This is a genomic window from Desertihabitans aurantiacus, from assembly GCF_003344635.1.
Classification (GTDB): Bacteria; Actinomycetota; Actinomycetes; order Propionibacteriales; family Propionibacteriaceae; genus Desertihabitans; species Desertihabitans aurantiacus.
In genome coordinates this window covers 1-21751 of the sequence record NZ_QPKK01000023.1, presented here as the reverse complement: position 1 = coordinate 21751, position 21751 = coordinate 1, and the positions used below count along the sequence as shown (strand labels likewise).

Below are 21751 nucleotides of genomic sequence, written 5' to 3'. Positions count from 1 at the left end.
CTCTCGGGCGGGGAGGCGCAGCGGGTCGCGCTGGCCCGGGCGGTCGCCGCCGGTCCGCACGCGCTGCTGCTGGACGAGCCGCTGGCCGCCCTGGACGCCCGCACCCGGCTGGTCACCCGCGGCGAGCTGCGGGTGCGGCTGGCCGAGCTCGGCGTCCCCACCCTGCTGGTCACCCACGACCCGGTGGACGCCGCCGTGCTGGCCGACCGGGTGGTGGTGCTGGAGCAGGGGCGGGTGGTGCAGGAGGGCACCCCGGCGGAGGTGTCGCGGCGTCCCGCCACCGACTACGTGGCCCGGCTGGTCGGGCTCAACCTGCTCACCGGCACCGCCGACGGGACCCGGGTCACCTGCACCTCCGGGCTGGTGCTGCACCTGGCCTCGCCGGCCTCGGGCCCGGTGCACTGCGTGGTCCGCCCGACCGCGGTGTCGGTGTTCGCCGAGCGCCCGGTCGGCAGCCCGCGCAACGTCTTCGAGGGCATCCTGCGCGGGATGGCCCCGCACGGCGACGGCGTCCGGCTGGACGTCCAGCTGGTCTCCGGGGACCGGGTGCACGCCGAGGTGACCCCGGCCGCGGTGGCCGACCTCGGGCTCGGCACGGCCACCCCGCTGTGGGTGGCGGTCAAGGCGAACGAGATCGAGGTGCAGGCCCGGGCGGTCTGACCGGACCGCCGGCGCGGTGACGGGCGGCGGGGGACGGTGGTCCCGGCCGCTACGGTGTCGTCCATGACCCAGGTGCTCTCGGTGAACGTGGGACGCGCCGCGCCCAACCCCTACAAGGACGCCCTCACCACCGGCATCGACAAGCGCCCGGTGGACGGGCCGGTCGAGGTGCGCGCCCCCGGGCCCAAGCACGGCGGTCTGGGCAGCGGGGTGGTCGGCGACCACATCGGCGACCGCTTGCACCACGGCGGTGACGAGCAGGCCGTCTACGCCTACGCCCGGGAGGACCTCGACCGCTGGGAGGGCCGGCTGGAGCGCGAGCTGGCCGACGGCGTGTTCGGCGAGAACCTCACCACCAGCGGGATCGCGCTGGAGGACTGCCGGCTGGGCGAGCGCTGGCGCGTCGGCAGCTGCGAGCTGGTGGTGACGGTGCCGCGGATACCGTGCTCGACCTTCCGCGGCTGGCTGGACGTCCGGGGCTGGCTGCGGAAGTTCACCGCCGACGCCCGCCCCGGCACCTACCTCTCCGTCGCCGTGGCCGGCGAGATCGCGGCCGGGGACGCCGTGGAGGTGCTGCACCGCCCCGACCACGACGTGACGGTCGGGCGGACCTTCCTGGCCATCACCACCCGTCCCGACCTCGCCCCGTCCCTGCTGGACGCCGAGCCCTACCTCACCCCCGAGCTCCGCCGGACCGCGCTGCGCCGCGCCCGCCGTGCCGCCGAGGACGTCCCCACCCCCTGACCCCGCAGCCCGGCGACTCGCCGGGGGACGACCCGTCGGGGCGCCACGGGGACGTGCGAGAGTGGTCCGTCCGCCGCCCTTTTGACCCTCGCGGGGGTGCCGGGTAACCTTTGTCCTTGTGTTCGGCGTGCCCGAACCCATGTGCGTGCCCGCGGCGTCGGCGAACCTCGAGGATCGCTCCCCGTCGGAGCCCGTACGGCAGTCCTCGCTCTGAACCGCTCCTGGTGATGGCGGGCGGTCTGCGCCCATCAGCAGGAGAACAGCCGACGTAGGAGATTCACCCGGTGCCAACGATCCAGCAGCTGGTCCGCAAGGGCCGCGCCGAGAAGGTCAGCAAGAACAAGACCCCCGCCCTGCGGGGTGCGCCGCAGCGCCGTGGCGTGTGCACGCGCGTCTACACCGTCCCGCCGAAGAAGCCGAACTCGGCCCTGCGGAAGGTCGCGCGCGTCAAGCTGTCCAGCGGTGTGGAGGTGACCGCCTACATCCCCGGTGTCGGTCACAACCTGCAGGAGCACTCGATGGTGCTGGTGCGCGGTGGCCGTGTGAAGGACCTGCCCGGCGTCCGCTACAAGATCATCCGCGGCTCCCTCGACACCCAGGGTGTCAAGAACCGCAAGCAGGCTCGCAGCCGCTACGGCGCGAAGAAGGAGAAGTAATGTCTCGCAAGGGTCCGGCCCCGAAGCGGCCTGTCCTCGTCGACCCCGTCTACGGCTCGCCGCTGGTCAGCCAGCTGGTCAGCAAGGTGCTGCAGGACGGCAAGAAGACCATCGCCCAGGGCATCGTCTACACCGCGATGGAGGGCACCCGCGCCAAGACCGGCGTCGACCCGGTGCAGACGCTCAAGCGTGCGCTGGACAACGTCAAGCCGGCCCTGGAGGTCCGCAGCCGCCGCGTCGGTGGCGCGACCTACCAGGTGCCGATCGAGGTCAAGCCGGCCCGCTCCAACACCCTGGCCATGCGCTGGCTGGTCAGCTTCGCCCGGCAGCGTCGCGAGAAGACCATGTCCGAGCGGCTGATGAACGAGATCCTCGACGCCTCCAACGGCCTCGGCGCCGCGGTGAAGCGTCGCGAGGACACCCACAAGATGGCCGAGGCCAACAAGCCCTTCGCTCACTACCGCTGGTGAGCCGCCGCGACCCCGTGCGTGATCCGCACGGGGTCGCACCCGCCACCGGGTCGCACCCGGTACCCCCTCACGATCACAGATAGAGGTTGAACGCTTCCGTGGCTGTCGACATCAAGACCGACCTGGGCAAGGTCCGCAACATCGGGATCATGGCCCACATCGACGCGGGCAAGACCACCACCACCGAGCGGATCCTGTTCTACACCGGGATCAACTACAAGATCGGCGAAGTCCACGACGGTGGCGCCACGATGGACTGGATGGAGCAGGAGCAGGAGCGCGGCATCACGATCACGTCCGCCGCGACGACCTGCCACTGGAAGGACCACCAGATCAACATCATCGACACCCCCGGGCACGTCGACTTCACCGTCGAGGTGGAGCGCTCCCTGCGCGTGCTCGACGGTGCCGTGGCGGTGTTCGACGGGGTCGCCGGCGTGGAGCCGCAGAGCCAGACGGTGTGGCGACAGGCCGACCGCTACCGGGTGCCGCGGATCTGCTTCATCAACAAGCTGGACCGCACCGGTGCCTCCTTCGACTACTGCGTCGACACCATCCGCAAGCGCCTCAACGCCACCGCCGCGGTGATGCAGCTGCCGATCGGTGCCGAGGCCGACTTCCTGGGCGTCGTCGACCTGGTCAACATGCGTGCGCTGACCTGGCGCGGCGAGACCACGATCGGTGAGGACTACGAGGTCGAGCCGATCCCCGCCGACATGGTCGAGCAGGCCGAGGCCGCGCGCAACGAGCTCATCGAGACCGTCGCCGACCACGACGACGAGCTGACGGAGCTGTACCTGGAGGGTGAGGAGATCACCGGCGAGGTGCTGCAGCACGCGGTCCGCCGCGCCGTGCTGTCGAGCTCGATCACCGCCGTCTTCTGCGGCACCGCCTTCAAGAACAAGGGTGTGCAGCCGCTGCTCGACGCGGTCATCCACTACCTGCCCTCGCCGATCGACGTGCCCGCCATCGACGGCTTCAAGCCCGGTGACGAGTCGGTGGAGGTCCACCGCAAGCCGTCGGACGACGAGCCGTTCTCGGCGTTGGCCTTCAAGATCGCCGCCGACCCGCACCTGGGCAAGCTGACCTACGTGCGGATCTACTCGGGCACCCTCGAGGCCGGCACCACGGTGACCAACAGCACCAAGGGCCGCAAGGAGCGGATCGGCAAGATCTACCAGATGCACGCGAACAAGCGCGAGGAGATCGCCAAGGTCGGTGCCGGTCAGATCGTCGCCGTGATGGGTCTGAAGGACACCACCACCGGTGAGACGCTGAGCGACCCCGCCAACCCCGTCGTGCTGGAGTCGATGGACTTCCCGGCCCCGGTCATCGAGCAGGCCATCGAGCCCAAGACCAAGTCCGACCAGGAGAAGCTGTCCGCGGCGATCCAGCGGCTGGCCGAGGAGGACCCGACCTTCCGCGTCCACACCGACGAGGAGACCGGGCAGACCATCATCGCCGGCATGGGCGAGCTGCACCTCGAGGTGCTGATCGACCGCATGAAGCGCGAGTTCCGGGTCGAGGCCAACATCGGCAAGCCGCAGGTCTCCTACCGCGAGACCCTGCGCCGTCCGGTGGAGAAGGTGGAGTACACCCACAAGAAGCAGTCCGGTGGGTCGGGCCAGTACGGCCGCGTCATCATCTCCCTGGAGCCGCAGGAGGCGGGCTCGGGTTACGAGTTCGTCAACGCGATCACCGGTGGCCGCATCCCCAAGGAGTACATCCCCGCGGTCGACCAGGGCATCCAGGAGGCCATGGCCTTCGGCGTGCTGGCCGGCTACCCGGTCGAGGACATCAAGGTGACGCTGACCGACGGCGCCTACCACGACGTCGACTCCTCCGAGCTGGCCTTCAAGATCGCCGGTTCGATGGTCTTCAAGGAGGCCGCCCGCCGCGCCGACCCGGCCCTGCTGGAGCCGATGATGGCCGTGGAGGTGACCACCCCCGAGGACTACCTGGGCACCGTCATCGGTGACCTCAACTCGCGTCGCGGGCAGGTGCAGTCGATGGAGGACGTGCACGGCAACAAGGTCGTCAAGGCCCTCGTCCCGCTCTCGGAGATGTTCGGCTACGTCGGCGACCTGCGGTCCAAGACCTCGGGCCAGGCGTCGTACTCGATGGAGTTCCACTCCTACGCCGAGACGCCGAAGAACGTCTCCGACGAGATCATCGCGAAGTCGCGCGGAGAGTGAGGTGGGCGGCGCCGGAGCTGGTTTGACCAGACCGGCGCCGTACACAAAACTTGGTCCGGTCCTCGGATCGACCGAGCAGTCAGAAACCCAGAATCGCCGCGCGATCCACGCGTGGTGAACACCCAGAAGGAGCCCCAGTGGCAAAGGCCAAGTTCGAGCGGACCAAGCCGCACGTCAACATCGGCACCATCGGGCACATCGACCACGGCAAGACCACGCTGACCGCGGCGATCTCGAAGGTGCTCCACGATCAGTACCCCGACCTCAACGAGGCGTCGCCGTTCGACCAGATCGACAAGGCACCCGAGGAGCGTCAGCGCGGTATCACCATCTCGATCGCGCACATCGAGTACCAGACCGAGAAGCGCCACTACGCCCACGTCGACTGCCCGGGCCACGCGGACTACGTCAAGAACATGATCACCGGTGCCGCCCAGATGGACGGCGCCATCCTGGTGGTCGCCGCCACCGACGGCCCGATGCCGCAGACCCGCGAGCACGTGCTGCTGGCCCGCCAGGTCGGTGTGCCGGCCATGGTCGTCGCGCTCAACAAGTGCGACATGGTCGACGACGAGGAGCTCATCGAGCTCGTCGAGATGGAGGTGCGCGAGCTCCTCTCCGACAACGAGTTCCCCGGTGACGACATCCCGGTCGTGCGCGTGGCCGCCTTCCCGGCGCTGAACGGCGACGAGAAGTGGGTCAAGTCGGTCCAGGACCTGATGGCCGCGGTCGACGACTACATCCCGCAGCCGGAGCGTGAGATCGACAAGCCGTTCCTGATGCCGGTCGAGGACGTCTTCACCATCACCGGTCGTGGCACCGTGGTGACCGGCCGCATCGAGCGCGGGATCGTCAAGGTCAACGAGACCGTCGACATCATCGGCATCCGCGACACCAAGCAGACCACCACGGTCACCGGTGTCGAGATGTTCCGCAAGCTCCTCGACGAGGGCCAGGCCGGTGAGAACGTCGGCCTGCTGCTCCGCGGCACCAAGAAGGAGGACGTCGAGCGCGGCATGGTGATCATCAAGCCGGGTTCGACCACCCCGCACACCGAGTTCGAGGCCCGCGTCTACATCCTGAACAAGGACGAGGGTGGCCGTCACAAGCCGTTCTTCTCGAACTACAGCCCGCAGTTCTACTTCCGGACCACCGACGTGACCGGCATCGTCAACCTGCCGGAGGGCACCGAGATGGTCATGCCCGGTGACAACACCGACATGACCGTCCGGCTGATCCAGCCGATCGCCATGGAGGAGGAGCTCCGCTTCGCCATCCGTGAGGGCGGCCGCACCGTCGGCGCCGGCCGGGTCACCAAGATCCTGAAGTGATCTGACCCGTCTGCAGCAGACACGACGAGGGCCCCGTGCTTCGGCACGGGGCCCTCGTGCGTCCCCGGGTGGAGACCGTGGTGGGTGTCAGCGACGCCGGGCGACCACGGTGAAGGTGCACGGCACCAGGGCACGCTGCTCCCCGGGCCAGGCCCAGCCGCCCTCCACCTCGACCATCCGCGGGCTGAACTGCCACGGCAGCACGGTGTCCTCGCGCAGCGCCAGCAGCTCCAGTCCCGCCTCCAGCAGCACCGTGACCACCTCCGAGAGCGGGTGCGGCCACTCGTAGCTGCGGGTGGCGGTGAGCCGGCCCTCGCCGGCGTAGGTGACGTCGCTGTCCCACTGCTCGGCGGTGCCGTCGCCGAAGTAGCGGTAGCGCAGGGTGAGCTGCTCGGCGTCCTCGTCCAGCGCCAGCAGCACCGGGTGGCCGTCGCGCAGGTAGAACAGGCCGCCCGGACGCAGCAGCGCGGCCACCTGCTCGGCCCAGCGGCGCAGGTCCGACAGCCAGCAGATCGCGCCGATGCTCGTGTAGACGACGTCGAAGGTGCGCCCGATCGCGGCCGCGGCGTCCAGCACGTCGGACTCCACCCAGCGCGCCGGGGTGCCGGTCTCCTCGGCCAGCCGGGCCGCCACCGCGAGCGCGGCGGGGGAGAAGTCGAGCCCGGTCACCTCCGCGCCGGCCCGGGCCAGCGACACCGTGTCGGTGCCGAGGTGGCACTGCAGGTGGCACAGCTGCAGACCGGTCAGCGCACCGCCGGGCAGGAACGGCGTCATGGCCGCCAGGTCGTGGCGGACCACGTCGGACAGGTGGTGGGGATCGCTGCGGAAGCGGTCGAGGTCGTAGCCGCGCTCGTGGATGCCCACACGGTCCTCCCAGTTGGCCAGGTTCGCCGACCGGGCCTCCTCCCACTCCACCGGGACGCTGCCGCGCCACTCCTCGCCCATGGCCGCGAGCCTAGGCCAGCTCGACCTCGTCGCCCACCGAGATCGTTCCGGAGGAGAGCAGCCGGAAGGTGGTGCCGCCGCGGCCGTGCATGGCCTTCATGGCGCCGGGGCCGATCCAGTCGTCGAGCAGCCGGCACGGCGCGGAGATCCGCACCACCTCCAGCTCGACCTCGCCGACCCGGATCCGCTCACCGGGTCGGGTGGGCAGCGTGCCGCCGGTGAGGGTGAGGTTGCGCCGGGTGCTGCCGGGCTCCACCGGGGCACCGAGGGCAGCGCTCGCCTCGGCCAGCGCGGGCAGCGTCTGCACGGTGACGTGGCGGTGCCGGGTGCCGTGGTAGCGGTCGCCGACCAGCCCGCGTCCGGCCTCGGCCTCCACGCTGGGCACCGAGCGGGTCGGCAGCCGGCGAGCCGGGGCGATGTGGATGGCGTGCACGGTCGGGGCGCTCACCCGACCATCCTCCCCGTCCGGCCAACCCCACTAGGCTCCCCGGGTGGACGCCAACACCGAGGCCATCGTCCGGCTCTGCTTCGCCCGCCAGCTGGGCCTGGCCGACGACGCGCTGGAGGCCGACGGCCGGGTGACGGTGGTGCGCGACGACCAGGTGATGACGCTGCGGTTGTGGCGGACCTCCGTGCTGGTGGGCCCGGCCCCGCTGCTCCCGGCGCTGACGGAGCTGGATGCCGACGCGCTGGCCGACCCGTCGGCCCTGCTCAGCCTGTGCGGCACGGGCCGGGTGGCCGGGGCGGCCCGGCTGTCGGTGCTCGACGAGCTGGACCGTCACCCCGACCTGGACCGGCTGGAGGTCGATCCCGACCCGGAGGCAGCCACCGCGCTGGAGCAGCGCTGCCCGCCCGACGACGTCACCGAGGTCGGGCTCAGCCGGATGGACGCCGTGTTCGTGCACCGGGCGCCGGACGGGACGCCGTGCAGCGGGGCGGGGTACGCGGTGTGGGCCGGCCTGGTGGCCAACCTCGGCGTGCTCAGCGCCCTGGAGGCGCGGCGTCGCGGGCTGGCCCGGGTGCTCGCCGGGATCGCGGTCAACGACGCCCTGGATGCCGGCCTCGTCCCGGCCTGGCGGGTCCGGCCCGGGAACGCCGCCGCCGAACGCCTCGGCGACGCCCTCGGCTTCATCCCGGTGGGCGACCAGGTGAGGGTCGAGCTCACCCCCGGCTGAGACCCCGGCCCGCCCCGCGGAGGAGCGGAGGAACGCGGGGACCGCTCCGGTCCGCCACCGGCGGGTGGCAGGATGGCTGCGCACACGTCGCCCCCCGAAGGACTCCGATGGCCGAGCTGATCCTGTTCGCTGACCTCTCCGCCGACCCCATCACGATGACCACCCGGTTGGCGCCCTCCGCGCTGCCGCTGGGCATCCTGCTGCGTCCGGCCCGCGAGACCGACGTCGAGGCGATGGGCACGCTGCGGGCGGAGTCGACCGGACGGACCGACGTCGAGACCTCGGTGGCCGAGGTGCGGGCCACCGTCGACGGCCGCGACGGTGACTACCTGCCGGCGGCGTCCAAGGTCGCCGTCGACGAGCAGGACCAGGTGGTCGCCTTCGTGCAGACGGTGGGCCGCACCGCCGACGGCACCGACCCGTTCGTGGTCCGGGTGCACACCCAGCCGCCGTGGCGGGGCCGGGGCCTGGGTCGGGCACTGCTCATCGAGGCGATGCGGGCGGCGGCCGAGACGTCGGACCGGGTCGGCCTGCGGGTGGACAGCGCGAACGGCGAGGCGCTCAGCCTGTGCCGCTCCCTCGGCTTCGTCGAGGACGGGGCCGCCACCCCGAGCGAGCAGCCGTCCGCCTCGGCGCCGACCGGATGACCGGCGTGACCGGGATCGACGACACGGTCGGCACGGACGCCGACGCCCCGACGGGGCTCGACCGCGCCGAGGACCCGTTCGGGAGCGACCGCGCGCTGGTCGAGCGGCTCGGAGCCCAGCAGAAGCAGTTCAACGACTTCATGCTGGGCTACAAGTTCGCCATCGACGAGGTCGTCACGAAGATCCACATCCTGCGCGAGGACTTCAACAACACCCACGACTACAACCCGATCGAGCACGTGAACTCCCGGCTGAAGACGCCGGAGAGCATCCTGCGCAAGGTGCACCGCAAGCAGCACCCGGTCGACGTCGACAGCATCCGCGCGAACATCCTCGACATCGCCGGCGTGCGCGTCACCTGCTGCTTCCTCAGCGACATCTACACGGTGCGCGACCTCGTCGTCAGCCAGAACGACCTGGACGTCATCGACGAGCGCGACTACATCAGCAATCCCAAGCCGAACGGCTACCAGAGCCTGCACCTCATCATGGAGGTGCCGGTGTACCGGGCGCGCGAGGTGTCCCAGGTGCCGGTGGAGATCCAGATCCGCACCATCGCGATGGACTTCTGGGCCAGCCTGGAGCACAAGATCTACTACAAGTACGGCGGCGAGGTGCCCGCCGGGCTGGTCTCGGACCTGTCCCAGGCCGCCGCGGCGGCCAACAGCCTCGACCTCAAGATGGAGGAGCTGCACCGCCAGGTCCGCGGTGGCGCGGAGCCCGACGACACCGCCGACGCCCGGGACCGCCACCCGCTGGCGCCGCCGGCCGACCTGCTCGCCCAGTACACCCGCGCCGTCGGCCGGCCCCCGCACTCACCCGAGTCACCCCTGCGCTGAGGGCGCCCCCCCGACCGGGCCCGGGCTCCGACAGGCTCACCCCCGCTGTGGTGGCGTCCGTGCCCGACCTGATCCCAGCGCCCTGAGCCTGTCGAAGGGCGAGGCGCCCCGGATCAGCGGTGGACGAGGAGCGCGACCGGGAGGGTGTGGAAGAGGTCGTCGGCCGCCACGGTGCCGCTGTGCTCGCGTCCGCTCAGCACGTCGACCACCTCACCGACCTCCAGCGTGGTGCCCCGCCACCCGCCGGCCTCGGCCAGGGTCAGCGGCAGCCGGGTGACGCAGGTGGTCGCCCCGCCCCGGTCGAAGGCGAGCAGGTGGTCGGCGGCCGGGCCCTCGGCGGTCAGCGGGGTGTAGGAGCCGAACAGCCCGGGACGTTCGCGCCGAAGTCGCAGGGTGTCCCGCACCACCCGCAGCTTGGCCGCGCCCGAGCCGTCCACCACCGGCGGACGGTCCTCGGCCAGCAGCGCGCGCCGGGCGCCGAAGTCGACCGGCCGGCGGTTGTCCGGGTCGACCAGCGAGTCCTCCCACAGCTCGGTGCCCTGGTACACGTCAGGCACCCCGGGCATCGTCAGCTGCACCAGCTTCTGGCCCAGCGCGTTCGACCACCCGGGCTGCTCCACCACCGACAGCAGCCGGGCCAGGTCGTCGGCGAGCGCCGGCTCGTCCAAGGCCCGGTCGACCGCGGTGTGCACGGCCCGCTCAAAGGTCTCATCAGGGGCGTCCCAGCTCGTCGAGGCCGAGGCCTCCCGCATCGCCTTCTCGGCGTAGGCGTGCAGCCGCTCCCGCTCGACCGGGCCCGCACCCACCAGCGTCTGGGCCAGGAAGTAGCCGAACGCGCGGTCGGCCAGCTGCTCCCGCGGCAGCCCGGAGTGCTCGAGGAAGTGCCGGGCGAACCGCTCCCAGGTCTGCGGCACCTCCGACAGCACCGCCAGCCGGGCCCGGACGTCCTCCCCGCGCTTGGTGTCGTGGGTCGACAGCGAGGTCATCGAGTGCGGCAGCCGCTCCTGGCGGTGCTGCTGGGCGGCGTGGAACTCCGCTGGCGACAGGCCGAAGGAGTCGGGGTTGCCGCCGACCTCGTTGAGCGCGACGAAGCGGGCCTGGCGGTAGTAGGCGGTGTCCTCGGTGCCCTTGGCCATCACCGCACCCGACAGCTGCTGGAACCGGCGGGCCAGCTCGTCGGACGGCTCGTGCAGCCGGGGTGACAGCGTCGCCAGGGTCGCGGCCACGGCCGGGTCCCCGCCGGCGGCCTCGATCGCGGCGTCCAGCCGCTCGACACCGTCGGGCAGGTAGGAGCGGTAGACGTCGAAGCGGACCGCCAGCTCGCCCAGCGCGGCGCGGACGTCGTCGGCCGGCAGGTCGGGCACCAGCCGCGCGAGCCGGGACAGCTCGGAGCCGAAGAGGGTGTCGACGACGTGCCGCTTGCCCTCCAGCACCGCCTCGTGCATGGTCCGCCGGTCCCCGGTCAGATCGGCGTAGAGGGTGGTGAAGGCCTCCTCCTGGCCCGGGTGCACGAAGACCTGGTTGACCTCGGTCATCGCGTCGTAGCCCGAGGTGCCCTCGACCGGCCAGGCCGGCAGCTCCTCACCGGGCTCGAGGATCTTCTCCGCGACCAGCCAGGCGTCCGGGGCCAGCGCCCGCAGCCGCTCGAAGTACTGCGCCGGGTCGACCAGGCCGTCCGGGTGGTCCACCCGAATGCCGGTCAGCTGGCCGTCGGCCACCATCTGGCGCACCCGGGCATGGGTGGCCTCGAAGACGTCCTCGTCCTCGACCCGCAGCCCGGCCAGGTCGGCGACGGCGAAGAAGCGGCGGTAGTTGAGCTCGGTGGCGGCGGTCCGCCACCCGACCAGACGGTAGTGCTGGCGGGCGAGCACGTCCTCGACGCTGTCGCCCTCGGTGTAGGTGCCGGCAGCCACCGGGTAGCGGTGCTCGTGGTAGCGCACCTCGTGCCCGCCGTCGACGGCCACCACCTCCAGCTCGTCGGGCCCGACCTCGTCGCCGAGCACCGGGATCCGCAGCGGGGCGTTGGCCCACTCGATGTCGAACCAGGACGCGTAGGGCGAGGCCTCGCCCTCGGCCAGCACGCTCCACCAGGCCGGGTTCTCCGCCGGCGCGGCCACCCCGAGGTGGTTGGGGACGATGTCGAGCACCAGCCCGAGCCCGGCCGCGCGGGCCGCCTCGACCAGGCGGGACCAGCCCTCCTCCCCGCCGCGGGGGACGTCCAGGGTGGTGGGGTCGGTGACGTCGTAGCCGTGGTCGCTGCCGTCGGTGGAGCTCAGCAGCGGGGAGAGGTAGAGCGCGCCGACGCCGAGGTCGGCCAGGTAGTCGACGAGCGCTGCCGCGTCGTCCAGGGTGAAGCCGGCCCGGATCTGGAGCCGGTAGGTCGACGACGGGATGCTGGTCACGTGCGCCACGCTAGTCGGCGCCACCCGGGCGGGGTGCACCGGCCTGAGCAGGGGCCGGGTGGGGCTCGAGTCCGACGCAGTCGGTGCCCGGGGCCCCATCCGCGCGCGCCTCAGCGCCTGACCCTCCGCCAGGGCTGCACCGTCGTCCTCGCCGGCGGCACCGGCCCGCCCTCCCTCGCCCCGACCACCCCGGCGGTCCACCGGGTCCGGAGCTCGAGGCCGGCGCCCTGCCCGTCGCCGACGGGACGGCCGGCAGCAGCTGATGCGCTGCCGACCGTCGTCGGGTCGGTCGTCGACGGTGGGGACGGTGGGCGGTGCGTGGCTGACACGGGGACGTGGCGCCCCGTGACCGCACACCGTCCGCCACCCAGGACCAGGCTCTACCGTGTCGCTGCGATCTCGCGGCTGGGCGCCATCTCGCTGGTGTCGTCGTCGCGACGCAGTCGTGCACGGTGCAGTGCCGCCACGACGCCCGTCAGGACGACGTTGGTGCCGATGATGACGAGCAGGACGGTGCGGAACGCGGCGGCGTAGTCGTCCCCGTGGCCGGGGATGCCGGCGGCGGTGGCGTCGGCGATGCCCCGGTCGCCCAGGCTGCTGAAGACCAGCCACGCGACGACCGCCGCGAAGGCGGCGATCACGACGGCCTCGCTCCCGACGCGCACGAAGTTGAGGACTCCCGCTGCTGCGCCGGAGCGGTGCGGGGGCACCTGGGCCAGCGCCTCGCCGTCCACCAGCCCGATGGTCATGCCGAAGGCGGCGCCGATGAGGACCATCCCGGGGACCGCCCACCAGATCGGGACGTCGGGTGAGACCACGAGCAGGGCACCGTCACCGACGACCATCGCGAGGAGGGCGACGTAGATGACCTTCATCGGGGTGACGGCGGTGAAGCGGTGGATGGCCCGTGAGGCGGCCAGCGGTGCCACGACGATCGGCACCATCATGAACAGCATGAAGACGCCGGCCGCGGGTGCGGACAGACCGTAGATCGCGCCGAACGCCACCGGCAGGTAGGTGCCGAGCGTGATCGCGCCGACAGAGGTCGCCACCGGGACGAGCGAGAGTGCGAGGAAGTGCGGGTTGCGGAGCACCCCGAAGTCCACCACCTTGCGGCCCGGCTCGGGTTCGTGCGTGATCGTGGGCAGGGACCTGCTGAAGACCAGGGCGAGGACGGTCACGATGCCGAACACGACGAAGACCCCGCGCCAGCCGAACCAGCCGGTGAGGAGACCTGCGACCACCGGGCCGATGGCGGACCCGATGCCGATGATGGTGCCGAAGATCGCGAAGTTGCGCGCCCGTGCCGCCCCCTCCCAGGCGTTCGACATCAGGGACGCCGACCCGGTGAACACGGCGGCGCCGCCGATGCCCGACAGGACGCGTCCGATGTCGAGGACGACGAGGTCGGGCGCGGTCGTGCTCACGAGGGAACCGACCGTGAAGAAGAGCAGGCCGATGACGACCGTCGTGCGGTAGCCCAGCCGGTCTGAGAGCACGCCCCACACGAGGGTGAAGACGGCGAAGGCGGCGTTGAACCCGTTGACCACCGATTGCAGCAGGAACGGCGACGCCCCGAGGTCACGGGCGATGCTCGGCAGGAGCACCCCCATGCCCGAGATGGCCAGTGGCACGACGAAGACCGAGAGCACGATCACTGGCATGGCCAGTCTCGAGATGGGGGTGCGGGTGGTTCCCGACATGGGAGGTCCTTCCGTGGAGGGGATCGCGGACGTGCGCAGCACAGCCGCCGCGGCGACGTCCGGCTCGCGGCTGGCTAAGATCTGTAGTGCGCGCTACAGTTATAGCATCAATGTAGCGATCACTACAGATTGGCGAGACATGTCACGTGGACGGACCCGGACCTTCGACCTCGACCAGACCCTCGACCGAGCGGTCGACGTGTTCTGGCGGCGGGGCTACGACGCGACCTCGATCGCGGAGCTGACGGAGGCGATGGGCATCAACCCGCCGAGCCTGTACGCGGCGTTCGGGAACAAGCGCGCCCTCTTCGACCGGGTCGTGGACCGGTACGTGCAGGACACGGCCAGCAACCTGCAGGCGGCGGTGGCGCAGCCGACGGGCCGCGCGGCCGCCCTCTCGATGCTGACCAGCGTCGTGGAGAGCGCGACCAGCGAGGACCATCCCGCCGGGTGCCTGCTGGTGCAGGGGGCGCTCGCCTGCTCGGCCGACAACGCCGACGTCCACGACGAGCTGGTGCGTCGGCGCGAGGAGGTCCGCCAGGCGATGCAGCTCCGCTTCGAGCAGGCCCTCGACGACGGCGACTTCCCCTCGGGGGTCGACCCGGCCGGTCTCGCCCGGTACTACGTCACGGTCGCGACCGGGCTGACCGTCCAGGCTGCCAGCGGTGTCCCCCGCCGGGAGCTGCTCGAGGCGGTCGACCTCGCCATGGCCGCGTTCCCCGACGTCAGCGCTGGTGCGGCGCGGTGAGTGCTCGCCGACTGGGCTTCCTGTCGTTCGGGCACCACCAGAACACCTGGGGCGCGTCCGCCCGGACGGCAGGTGATGCTCTCATCCAGGGGATCGAGATCGCCGTGGGCGCCGAGGCGCTCGGTCTCGACGGCGCCTGGAGCCGCGTCCACCACCTGCAACCCCAGTTCTCCAGCCCCTGGAGCCTTCTCGCCGCGGTGGCGGCGCGGACCTCCCGGATCGAGATCGGCACCGCCGTCATCGACATGCGCTACGAGAACCCCCTCCTCATGGCCGAGCTCGCCGCCTCCGCGGACCTGATCAGCGGCTCACGTCTCCAGCTCGGCCTGAGCCGCGGATCGCAGGAGCCGGCTCTGAGAGGGTACGAACGATTCGGCTTCCGCCCGGCCGAGGGCCTCACCGCGGGCGACATGGCGCGGGAGCACACCGCACGGTTCCGCGCGGCGATCGCGGGGGCACCCGTCGCCGAGAGCGACCCGGCCCAGACGCCGAGGACCGTCCCGCTGGCGATCGAGCCGCAGTCGCCGACGCTGCGGGACCGGATCTGGTGGGGCTCTGCCACCCGCCAGAGCGCGCGGTGGGCCGGTGAGCAGGACCTCCACCTCCTCAGCAGCACGCTGCTCTCAGAGGACACGGGGGTGCCGTTCAGCGAGCTGCAGGCCGAGCAGATCCGGACGTTCCGGGCCGCGCGTGCCGAGGCGGGGCACCCTGGGAGCCGCCGCGTCGCCGTGGTGCGCAGCATCCTGCCGATCGTCTCGCAACGCGACGCCGACCTCTACGGACCCGCTGCGCGCTCGTCGCAGGAGCACGTCGGCGTGCTCGGCGGAGCCGTCTCCCGCTTCGGGAAGAGCTTCATCGGCGAGCCCGACCGGATCGTCGACGAGCTCCAGCAGGACGAGGCCGTGATGTCCTCCGACACACTGCTCGTGACGATCCCGAACGTCCTCGGCGTCGACCACAACCTGGAGCTCCTCGAGAACATCCGGGACCACATCGCCCCGGCGATCGGCTGGACGAGGACTGGCTGAACCCACCGAGTGCCGCGCCGGGGGCCCGCAGCCGGTCGCGGTGAGCCGTCCGGGCTCAGGCCGGGGCGTCGGGCGGGCCGGCAGCGGGTCGCAGCACGAGCGCGAGGAAGTCCTCGAGGTGGCGGGCGACGTCCACCTGGGCGGGGGAGTGCAACCACTGCAGCTGCAGCCCGTCCCACAGCGCCACCAGTGAGGTCGCCGCGCGCTCCGGGTCGACCCCGGGACGCAGCCGGCCCTGGCGGGCGAGCTCGGCGAAGTAGCCGGCGTACTCCTGGCGCAGGTGGGTGAAGCGGCGGACGAAGTAGTCCGACCCGGGGTGCCCGGCGGTGGTCGCCTCCGCGCAGAGCACGGTGTAGACCTCGATCAGACCCCGCAGGTCCTCGTTGCGGCGGGCCCGGGCGAGGACGGCGGTGGGGAAGTTCGCAGCCGACGTCGGCGTCTCCACCGCACCGGCCTCGTCGCGGTGCCCCAGCGTGGCCAGCAGCAGGTCCTCCTTGGTCGGGAAGTGGTGCATCAGCGTGGACAGGCTGATCCCGGCGTCCGCGGCGATCTCCCGCAGCGAGGCGGCCCGGTAGCCGCGCGAGGCGAACCGGGCCAGGGCGACGTCGAGGATCTGGCGCCGACGCTCCGCGCTCTTGGCGTAGGGGCCCCGCCGCCGCCCCGTCCCCGCTGGTGCGGCCGGTCCCTCGCCCGTCACCGCCGGTCCGCTCGTCCTGCTGCTCATCGCGTCCCCGTCCTCGTCGACGTCCCGGGCCGGCCTGTGCCGGCGTCCGCGTGAAAGTCGTGCACCTGCACGGTTTTGCTGTACGTTAGCGGCCGCATTCGTTCACGGCGAAGTGAGGCGGCATGAGAGTCACCCGACGAGATCTGCTCAGGCTCGGCGGCGCGGGGGCAGCGGGCGCGCTGCTGTCGGCGTGCGCGGGGCCGGGCGCGACCCCAGTCAACACCCGACCGACCATCCCGCCCGCGGACGGGCCGATCACCCTGACCTACTGGTCCTGGCTGAAGGACCTGCAGAAGGTCTGCGACGTCTGGAACGCGCAGAACCCGCACGTCCGGGTGGAGGCCAGCTGGATCCCCGGCGGCAACGACGGCGGCTACCAGAAGATGTACTCCGCGCTGGCCGCCGGCGGTGGCCCCGACATCGGCCAGGTCGAGATGCGCACGGTGCCGGAGTTCGTCCTGGTCGACGGGCTGGTCGACCTGCGCCGCTACGGCGTCGACCAGTACGCCGACCGGTTCAACGAGACGCTGTGGCAGCAGGTCTCCTTCGTCGGCGGGGTGTACGGCATCCCCCAGGACAGCGGGCCGCTGGCGCTCTACTACCGCCCCGACCTGTTCGAGGCCGCCGGCGCGGAGGTGCCCGCGACCTGGGAGGAGTGGAACGAGACCGCGCGGCGGATGCGGGCCACCGACGTCTACCTGGAGTGCCTCGACCTCTCCGACACCTCCTGGTTCGCCGCGCTCGCCCAGCAGGCCGGGGCCCGCTGGCTGCGGGTCGAGGGCGAGGAGTGGGTCATCCACATGACCGACGACGCCACCCTGCAGGTCGCCCGGCACTTCGACCGCGCGATCGACGAGGACCTCATCACCACCGCCTACGGCCAGTTCTCCACCCCCTGGTACGCCGCGGCGTCGGCGGGCCAGATCGCCTCGGCCGCCCAGGCCAGCTGGGGTGACGCCCTGCTGCAGAGCGTCACCTCCGGCGCCGGGCAGTGGCGGGTCGCCCCGCTGCCGACCTGGGGTCCCGGCGGCTACGCCTCCAGCTTCCTCGGCGGGTCGACCGCGGCCGTGCTGGCCAACAGCAAGCACCCCAAGGAGGCGATGGAGTTCGCCATCTGGATGACGACGAGCCAGGAGGGCATCGACGCCATGATCGCCAACAGCGGCATCGGCTGGTCGCCGAGCCGCGACTACATCGGCCAGAGCCGGCTCGGCGGGTCGGACTTCTTCGGTGGCCAGAGCTACAACACCGAGGTCTTCGAGCCCGCCGCCCAGCCCGCGGCGCAGAACCCGGACTGGTCCTGGTGGCCGATCACCCAGCAGTCGTTCAACATCCTCTCCGACGGGTTCCGCCAGAAGGTCTCCGGCGGCACCCTGGTCGACGCCATCGCGACCGCCGAGAACGCCATCGTCGAGGCCTTCACCAACAAGGGCCTGAGCATCCGGAAGGCCGAGGCATGAGCGCGACCGAGCAGTCGAGCGCCCCCGCCGCGACGTCGGGCCGCCGCCGGCGCAGCAGCCAGCTGACCGCCGCGCCCTGGCTGCTGCTGGCCCCGTTCCTGCTGTTCTTCGTGCTGACCTTCGTGCTGCCGATCCTGGTGGCGGTCGGGCAGAGCTTCACCCGGGTCACCCGCAGCGGTGTCTTCGGCGAGCAGGGCGTCACCAGCGAGTTCGCCTGGTTCGCCAACTACGCCCAGGCGCTGGAGAACGGCAACTTCATCGACTCGATCTTCCGGATGCTGCTCTTCGGCGTCGTCCAGGTGACGGTGATGATCGCGCTGTCCACCGTGCTGGCCCTGCTGCTGGAGTCGGCCTCCGCGCGCTGGCCCGGCTTCTTCCGCGCCGTCTACTTCCTGCCCTACGGCATCCCCGGCGTGATCGCCACCATCCTGTGGTCGTTCCTCTACGTGCCCGGGCTGAGCCCGGTCATCGACGCCGCCGAGGTGGTCGGCATCGAGCTCGACTTCCTCGGCGCGGGCACCGTGCTGTGGTCGATCGCCAACATCGTCACCTGGACCTACGCCGGCTACAACATGATGATCATCGTCGCCCAGCTGAAGGCGATCCCGACCGAGGTCTACGAGGCCGCCGAGGTCGACGGCGCCGGCCCGCTGCGGGTGGCGGCCAGCATCCAGCTGCCGCTGATCCGTCCCGCGCTGGTGCTGACCACCGTGTTCTCGATCATCGGTACCCTGCAGCTCTTCGCCGAGCCGCAGGTGCTCTCCACGGTGGCGCCCGACGTGGACTCCGAGTACACGCCCAACCTCAGCGCCTACACCACCGCCTTCGCCTACAACGACTACAACGTGGCGGCGGCCCAGGCCGTGCTGATCGCGCTGGTGGCCTTCGCGCTCTCCTTCCTGTTCCTGCGACTCACCAACCGGAGGTCGTGATGAGCGCCGCCACCGTCACCGACAGCGCCGCCCCCGGCGGCCGCACCCGCCGTCCCGGCCAGTCCGCGGCCCGGACGATCCTCGTCACCGCGATCCTGCTGCTGGTCGCGCTCTACTTCCTGGTGCCGGTCTACTGGGTGGTCGTCGCGGCCACCAAGACCACCGAGGACCTGTTCGCCACCAACGGCTTCTGGTTCGGCCAGACCTTCGCGCTGTTCGCCAACGTGCGCGAGGTGGTCGCCTACGACGGCGGCATCTTCCTGCGCTGGTTCGCCAACTCGGTGCTCTACTCCGGGGTGGGCGCGCTGCTGGCCACCTACTTCGCCGCGGCCGGCGGCTACGCCCTGTCGCGCTACCAGTTCCGCGGTCGCAACATCGTCTTCGGCACCATCCTCGGCGGCGTCCTGGTGCCCGGCACCGCGACCGCGCTGCCGATGTTCCTGCTGTTCAGCGAGCTCGGTCTGGCCAACACCTACTGGTCGGTGCTGATCCCGTCGGTGGTCTCGCCGTTCGGGCTCTTCCTCTGCCGGATCTACGCCGACGCCTCGGTCAGCCCGTCGCTGCTGGAGGCCGCCCGGCTGGACGGCGCCTCGGAGCTGCGGATCTTCCACACCGTGGGCCTGCGGATCCTCACCCCGGCGCTGGTGACGGTGTTCCTCTTCCAGCTGGTCGGCATCTGGAACAACTACTTCCTGCCGCTGGTCATGCTGGCCGACCAGGATCTCTACCCGATCACCCTGGGGCTCAACAACTGGCGCTCCCAGACCGACCGGCTGCCCGAGTTCTACGAGCTGACCACCGGCGGCGTGCTGCTCTCGGTGATCCCGCTGGCCATCGCGATGATCGTGCTGCAACGCTTCTGGCGTGGCGGACTCACCGAAGGGGCTGTGAAGTGACGACGGACGACGTGTCCTACCTGACCGACCCGGCACCGCGACGAGGGGCGCACGCCGCCCCGCGCTCGTGGCTGCACAGCGACGCACCGCGGCTCTCCCTCAACGGGACGTGGTCGTTCCGGCTGCTGGACCGGGCGCCCGGGACGCCCGGTGGCGGCGGGGTGCTGCCGGCGGGGGAGGAGCCCGCGGCCTTCGCCGACCCCGGCTACGACGTCTCGGGCTGGGAGACCATCGAGGTGCCCTCGCACTGGGTGCTCACCGGGGACGGCACCCGCGGGCGTCCGATCTACACCAACGTGCAGTTCCCGATCCCGGTCGACCCGCCGCACGTGCCGGACGAGAACCCGACCGGTGACCACCGCACCGAGGTGGAGGTCCCGGCGGAGTGGGCCGAGGCCGAGCGGGTGCTGCTGCGCTTCGACGGCGTCGAGTCGATGTACCGGGTCTGGGTGAACGGGGTCGAGGTCGGCGTCGGCACCGGCAGCCGGCTGGCCGCCGAGCTCGACGTCACCGAGCAGGTGGTGCCCGGTCAGGCCAACACGGTCGCCGTCCGGGTGCACCAGTGGTCGGCCGCCACCTACCTGGAGGACCAGGACCAGTGGTGGCTGCCCGGCATCTTCCGCGACGTCACCCTGCTGGCGCGTCCCCGCGGCGGCATCACCGACGTCTGGCTGCGCCCGGGCTACGCCGGCGAGGCGGTCGGCACCGGTGCCGGGTCGCTGGAGGTCGAGCTGGACGTCGCCGAGGGCGGGTTCCCGGTCACCGTGGCGATCGAGGAGCTCGGGGTCTCCACCACCTTCGACTCCGCCGCCGACGTGCGTCCGATCGAGCTGGAGAAGGTCGAGCCGTGGTCGGCCGAGCGTCCCCGGCTCTACCAGGTGGTGGTCTCCAACGCCGCGGAGACGATCACCCAGCGGGTCGGGTTCCGCCGGGTCGAGATCCGTGACGGGTTGCTGCTGGTCAACGGCTCGCGGGTGCTCTTCCACGGTGTCAACCGGCACGAGACCCACCCCGAGCGCGGCCGCGTCTTCGACGAGGAGCACGCCCGCGCCGACATGGCGCTGATGAAGCGGTTCAACGTCAACGCGATCCGCACCAGCCACTACCCGCCGCACCCGCGGGTGCTGGACCTGGCCGACGAGCTCGGCTTCTGGGTGGTCGACGAGTGCGACCTGGAGACCCACGGCTTCGGCTCCGACGACTGGCGGCAGAACCCCAGCGACGACCCGGCCTGGCGCGAGGCCTACCTGGACCGGATCACCCGCACCGTCGAGCGGGACAAGAACCACCCCTGCGTGGTGCTGTGGTCGCTGGGCAACGAGTCCGGCACCGGGGCCAACCTGGCCGCGATGGCGGCCTGGGTGCACGCCCGCGACCCGGAGCGTCCGGTGCACTACGAGGGTGACTACGTCGGCGCCTACACCGACGTGTACTCCCGGATGTACCCCTCGCTGGCCGAGACCGCCGCGATCGGCACCGACGGCGACACCACGCCGCTGCTGGGCTGCACAGTGGCCGAGGGTGTGCGGCAGCGGACCAAGCCGGCGATCCTGTGCGAGTACGTGCACGCGATGGGCAACGGCCCGGGCCTGATCAGCGAGTACGAGGAGCTGTTCGAGCAGCACCCGCGGCTGCAGGGCGGGTTCGTCTGGGAGTGGCGCGACCACGGGCTGTGGCACCGCACCCCCGACGGCACCCGGTTCCTCGCCTACGGCGGGGACTTCGGCGAGGTCGTGCACGACGGCAACTTCGTGATGGACGGCCTCGTCTTCAGCGACGACACCCCTTCCCCGGGTCTGCACGAGTACGCGGCGGTGGTGCAGCCGGTGCGCTTCGAGTGGGCGAACAAGCGGCTCACCGTGCGCAACCTGCGCCACAGCACCGACACCACCGACCTGCGGTTGCGCTGGCGCCTGGAGGTGGATGGCACGGTGCTGGCCCGCGGCACGGAGAAGGTGCCCCGGGTGCTGCCCGGACGCAGCGCCCGGATCGACCTCGACCCGGGCGCCCCGGCGGTGCCGGGGGAGGCCTGGCTGAGCGTCCAGGCCGAGCTGGCCGAGGCGACCGCCTGGGCGCCGGCCGGCCACGTGGTCGCCCGCGGGCAGTTCCGGGTCGCCGACGCCACACCGCCGGTGCGCGTCCCCGCCCTCCCGGCGGTGCGGACCGGGCAGCCGGTGCCGGAGCGGCTGGAGCTGG

Annotated in this window: 20 protein-coding genes; 15 read left to right on the top strand and 5 right to left on the bottom strand. The window is 71.7% G+C overall.

Going from position 1 to position 21751, the window contains the following annotated elements:
• From DVA66_RS03895 to tuf, 6 genes are all read left to right on the top strand, one after another.
• Positions 1-660, top strand: a 660-nt coding sequence (locus tag DVA66_RS03895) for a TOBE domain-containing protein (RefSeq protein WP_114558870.1), incomplete at its 5' end; no start/stop codon positions are given.
• A gap of 63 nt (positions 661-723) precedes the next feature.
• Entirely contained in the window at positions 724-1404 is a 681-nt protein-coding gene (locus DVA66_RS03890) for an MOSC domain-containing protein (protein WP_114558869.1), read from the top strand.
• 284 nt (positions 1405-1688) lie between these two features.
• Positions 1689-2060, top strand: a complete 372-nt coding sequence (gene rpsL / locus DVA66_RS03885; RefSeq protein ID WP_114126484.1) for a 30S ribosomal protein S12 — start codon at positions 1689-1691, stop codon at positions 2058-2060.
• Entirely contained in the window at positions 2060-2530 is a 471-nt protein-coding gene (gene rpsG / locus DVA66_RS03880) for a 30S ribosomal protein S7 (RefSeq protein WP_114126485.1), read from the top strand. Before rpsL ends, rpsG begins: the two co-directional genes overlap by 1 nt.
• A gap of 98 nt (positions 2531-2628) precedes the next feature.
• A complete protein-coding gene (gene fusA, locus DVA66_RS03875; protein ID WP_114558868.1) occupies positions 2629-4725 on the top strand; it encodes an elongation factor G in 2097 nt (698 codons plus the stop codon).
• Positions 4726-4862: 137 nt separating this feature from the next.
• The gene (tuf, locus tag DVA66_RS03870; RefSeq protein ID WP_114558867.1) at positions 4863-6056 is read left to right on the top strand and encodes an elongation factor Tu; all 1194 of its coding nucleotides are present in this window, start codon (positions 4863-4865) and stop codon (positions 6054-6056) included.
• An 87-nt stretch (positions 6057-6143) separates the two neighbouring features.
• Here tuf and DVA66_RS03865 read toward each other — a convergent pair whose 3' ends face one another.
• On the bottom strand, positions 6144-7001 hold the full coding sequence (locus DVA66_RS03865) for a class I SAM-dependent methyltransferase (protein ID WP_114558866.1): 858 nt from the start codon (positions 6999-7001) through the stop codon (positions 6144-6146).
• A 10-nt stretch (positions 7002-7011) separates the two neighbouring features.
• A complete protein-coding gene (locus DVA66_RS03860; RefSeq protein ID WP_114558865.1) occupies positions 7012-7449 on the bottom strand; it encodes an MOSC domain-containing protein in 438 nt (145 codons plus the stop codon).
• Between the two features lie 43 nt (positions 7450-7492).
• Here DVA66_RS03860 and DVA66_RS20785 point away from each other — a divergent pair, with 43 nt between their 5' ends.
• The 3 genes from DVA66_RS20785 (at position 7493) to DVA66_RS03845 (ending at position 9662) form a co-directional block, all read left to right on the top strand.
• On the top strand, positions 7493-8176 hold the full coding sequence (locus DVA66_RS20785) for a GNAT family N-acetyltransferase (protein ID WP_157973820.1): 684 nt from the start codon (positions 7493-7495) through the stop codon (positions 8174-8176).
• 107 nt (positions 8177-8283) lie between these two features.
• Entirely contained in the window at positions 8284-8823 is a 540-nt protein-coding gene (locus DVA66_RS03850; protein WP_114558864.1) for a GNAT family N-acetyltransferase, read from the top strand.
• A gap of 5 nt (positions 8824-8828) precedes the next feature.
• Entirely contained in the window at positions 8829-9662 is an 834-nt protein-coding gene (locus DVA66_RS03845; protein ID WP_232821739.1) for a GTP pyrophosphokinase, read from the top strand.
• A gap of 113 nt (positions 9663-9775) precedes the next feature.
• Here the strand turns inward: DVA66_RS03845 and treY are convergent, their stop codons facing one another.
• Together treY and DVA66_RS03835 are read right to left on the bottom strand one after the other, a co-directional pair.
• Positions 9776-12064: a malto-oligosyltrehalose synthase gene (treY, locus tag DVA66_RS03840; RefSeq protein WP_114558862.1), complete on the bottom strand. Its 2289-nt coding sequence runs from the start codon at positions 12062-12064 to the stop codon at positions 9776-9778.
• Positions 12065-12444: 380 nt separating this feature from the next.
• Complete coding sequence (locus DVA66_RS03835) at positions 12445-13728, bottom strand: MFS transporter (RefSeq protein ID WP_157973819.1); 1284 nt, start codon at positions 13726-13728, stop codon at positions 12445-12447.
• A 178-nt stretch (positions 13729-13906) separates the two neighbouring features.
• On the opposite strand from DVA66_RS03835, the gene DVA66_RS03830 reads away from it, so the two are divergent.
• Positions 13907-14515 (top strand): TetR/AcrR family transcriptional regulator, encoded by a 609-nt coding sequence (locus tag DVA66_RS03830; protein ID WP_114558860.1) that lies wholly within the window; start codon positions 13907-13909, stop codon positions 14513-14515.
• On the top strand, positions 14512-15543 hold the full coding sequence (locus tag DVA66_RS03825) for an LLM class flavin-dependent oxidoreductase (RefSeq protein WP_114558859.1): 1032 nt from the start codon (positions 14512-14514) through the stop codon (positions 15541-15543). Before DVA66_RS03830 ends, DVA66_RS03825 begins: the two co-directional genes overlap by 4 nt.
• Before the next feature lie 55 nt (positions 15544-15598).
• Here DVA66_RS03825 and DVA66_RS03820 read toward each other — a convergent pair whose 3' ends face one another.
• Positions 15599-16267, bottom strand: coding sequence for a TetR/AcrR family transcriptional regulator (locus tag DVA66_RS03820; protein ID WP_114558858.1), 669 nt, complete (start codon positions 16265-16267; stop codon positions 15599-15601).
• Positions 16268-16389: 122 nt separating this feature from the next.
• Here DVA66_RS03820 and DVA66_RS03815 point away from each other — a divergent pair, with 122 nt between their 5' ends.
• The 4 genes from DVA66_RS03815 to DVA66_RS03800 form a co-directional block, all read left to right on the top strand.
• Positions 16390-17727, top strand: a complete 1338-nt coding sequence (locus tag DVA66_RS03815) for an ABC transporter substrate-binding protein (protein ID WP_114558857.1) — start codon at positions 16390-16392, stop codon at positions 17725-17727.
• Positions 17724-18659: a carbohydrate ABC transporter permease gene (locus DVA66_RS03810; protein ID WP_114558856.1), complete on the top strand. Its 936-nt coding sequence runs from the start codon at positions 17724-17726 to the stop codon at positions 18657-18659. Before DVA66_RS03815 ends, DVA66_RS03810 begins: the two co-directional genes overlap by 4 nt.
• Positions 18659-19555 carry a carbohydrate ABC transporter permease gene (locus tag DVA66_RS03805; protein WP_114558855.1) on the top strand — a complete coding sequence of 299 codons (897 nt, stop codon included), beginning with the start codon at positions 18659-18661 and terminating at the stop codon, positions 19553-19555. Before DVA66_RS03810 ends, DVA66_RS03805 begins: the two co-directional genes overlap by 1 nt.
• Positions 19552-21751, top strand: a 2200-nt coding sequence (locus DVA66_RS03800) for a glycoside hydrolase family 2 TIM barrel-domain containing protein (protein ID WP_232821738.1), incomplete at its 3' end; no start/stop codon positions are given. The genes DVA66_RS03805 and DVA66_RS03800, both read left to right, overlap by 4 nt.

Bases quoted from the DNA above. Each gene is read 5' to 3' on its own strand.
- DVA66_RS03890 (WP_114558869.1), top strand. From the start codon at position 724: ATGACCCAGGTGCTCTCGGTGAACGTGGGACGCGCCGCGCCCAACCCC.
- DVA66_RS03850 (WP_114558864.1), top strand. From the start codon at position 8,284: ATGGCCGAGCTGATCCTGTTCGCTGACCTCTCCGCCGACCCCATCACG.
- DVA66_RS03865 (WP_114558866.1), bottom strand. From the start codon at position 7,001: ATGGGCGAGGAGTGGCGCGGCAGCGTCCCGGTGGAGTGGGAGGAGGCC.
- DVA66_RS03805 (WP_114558855.1), top strand. From the start codon at position 18,659: ATGAGCGCCGCCACCGTCACCGACAGCGCCGCCCCCGGCGGCCGCACC.
- DVA66_RS03815 (WP_114558857.1), top strand. From the start codon at position 16,390: ATGAGAGTCACCCGACGAGATCTGCTCAGGCTCGGCGGCGCGGGGGCA.
- DVA66_RS03830 (WP_114558860.1), top strand. From the start codon at position 13,907: ATGTCACGTGGACGGACCCGGACCTTCGACCTCGACCAGACCCTCGAC.
- rpsG (WP_114126485.1), top strand. From the start codon at position 2,060: ATGTCTCGCAAGGGTCCGGCCCCGAAGCGGCCTGTCCTCGTCGACCCC.
- DVA66_RS03820 (WP_114558858.1), bottom strand. From the start codon at position 16,267: ATGAGCAGCAGGACGAGCGGACCGGCGGTGACGGGCGAGGGACCGGCC.
- DVA66_RS03810 (WP_114558856.1), top strand. From the start codon at position 17,724: ATGAGCGCGACCGAGCAGTCGAGCGCCCCCGCCGCGACGTCGGGCCGC.
- DVA66_RS03835 (WP_157973819.1), bottom strand. From the start codon at position 13,728: ATGCCAGTGATCGTGCTCTCGGTCTTCGTCGTGCCACTGGCCATCTCG.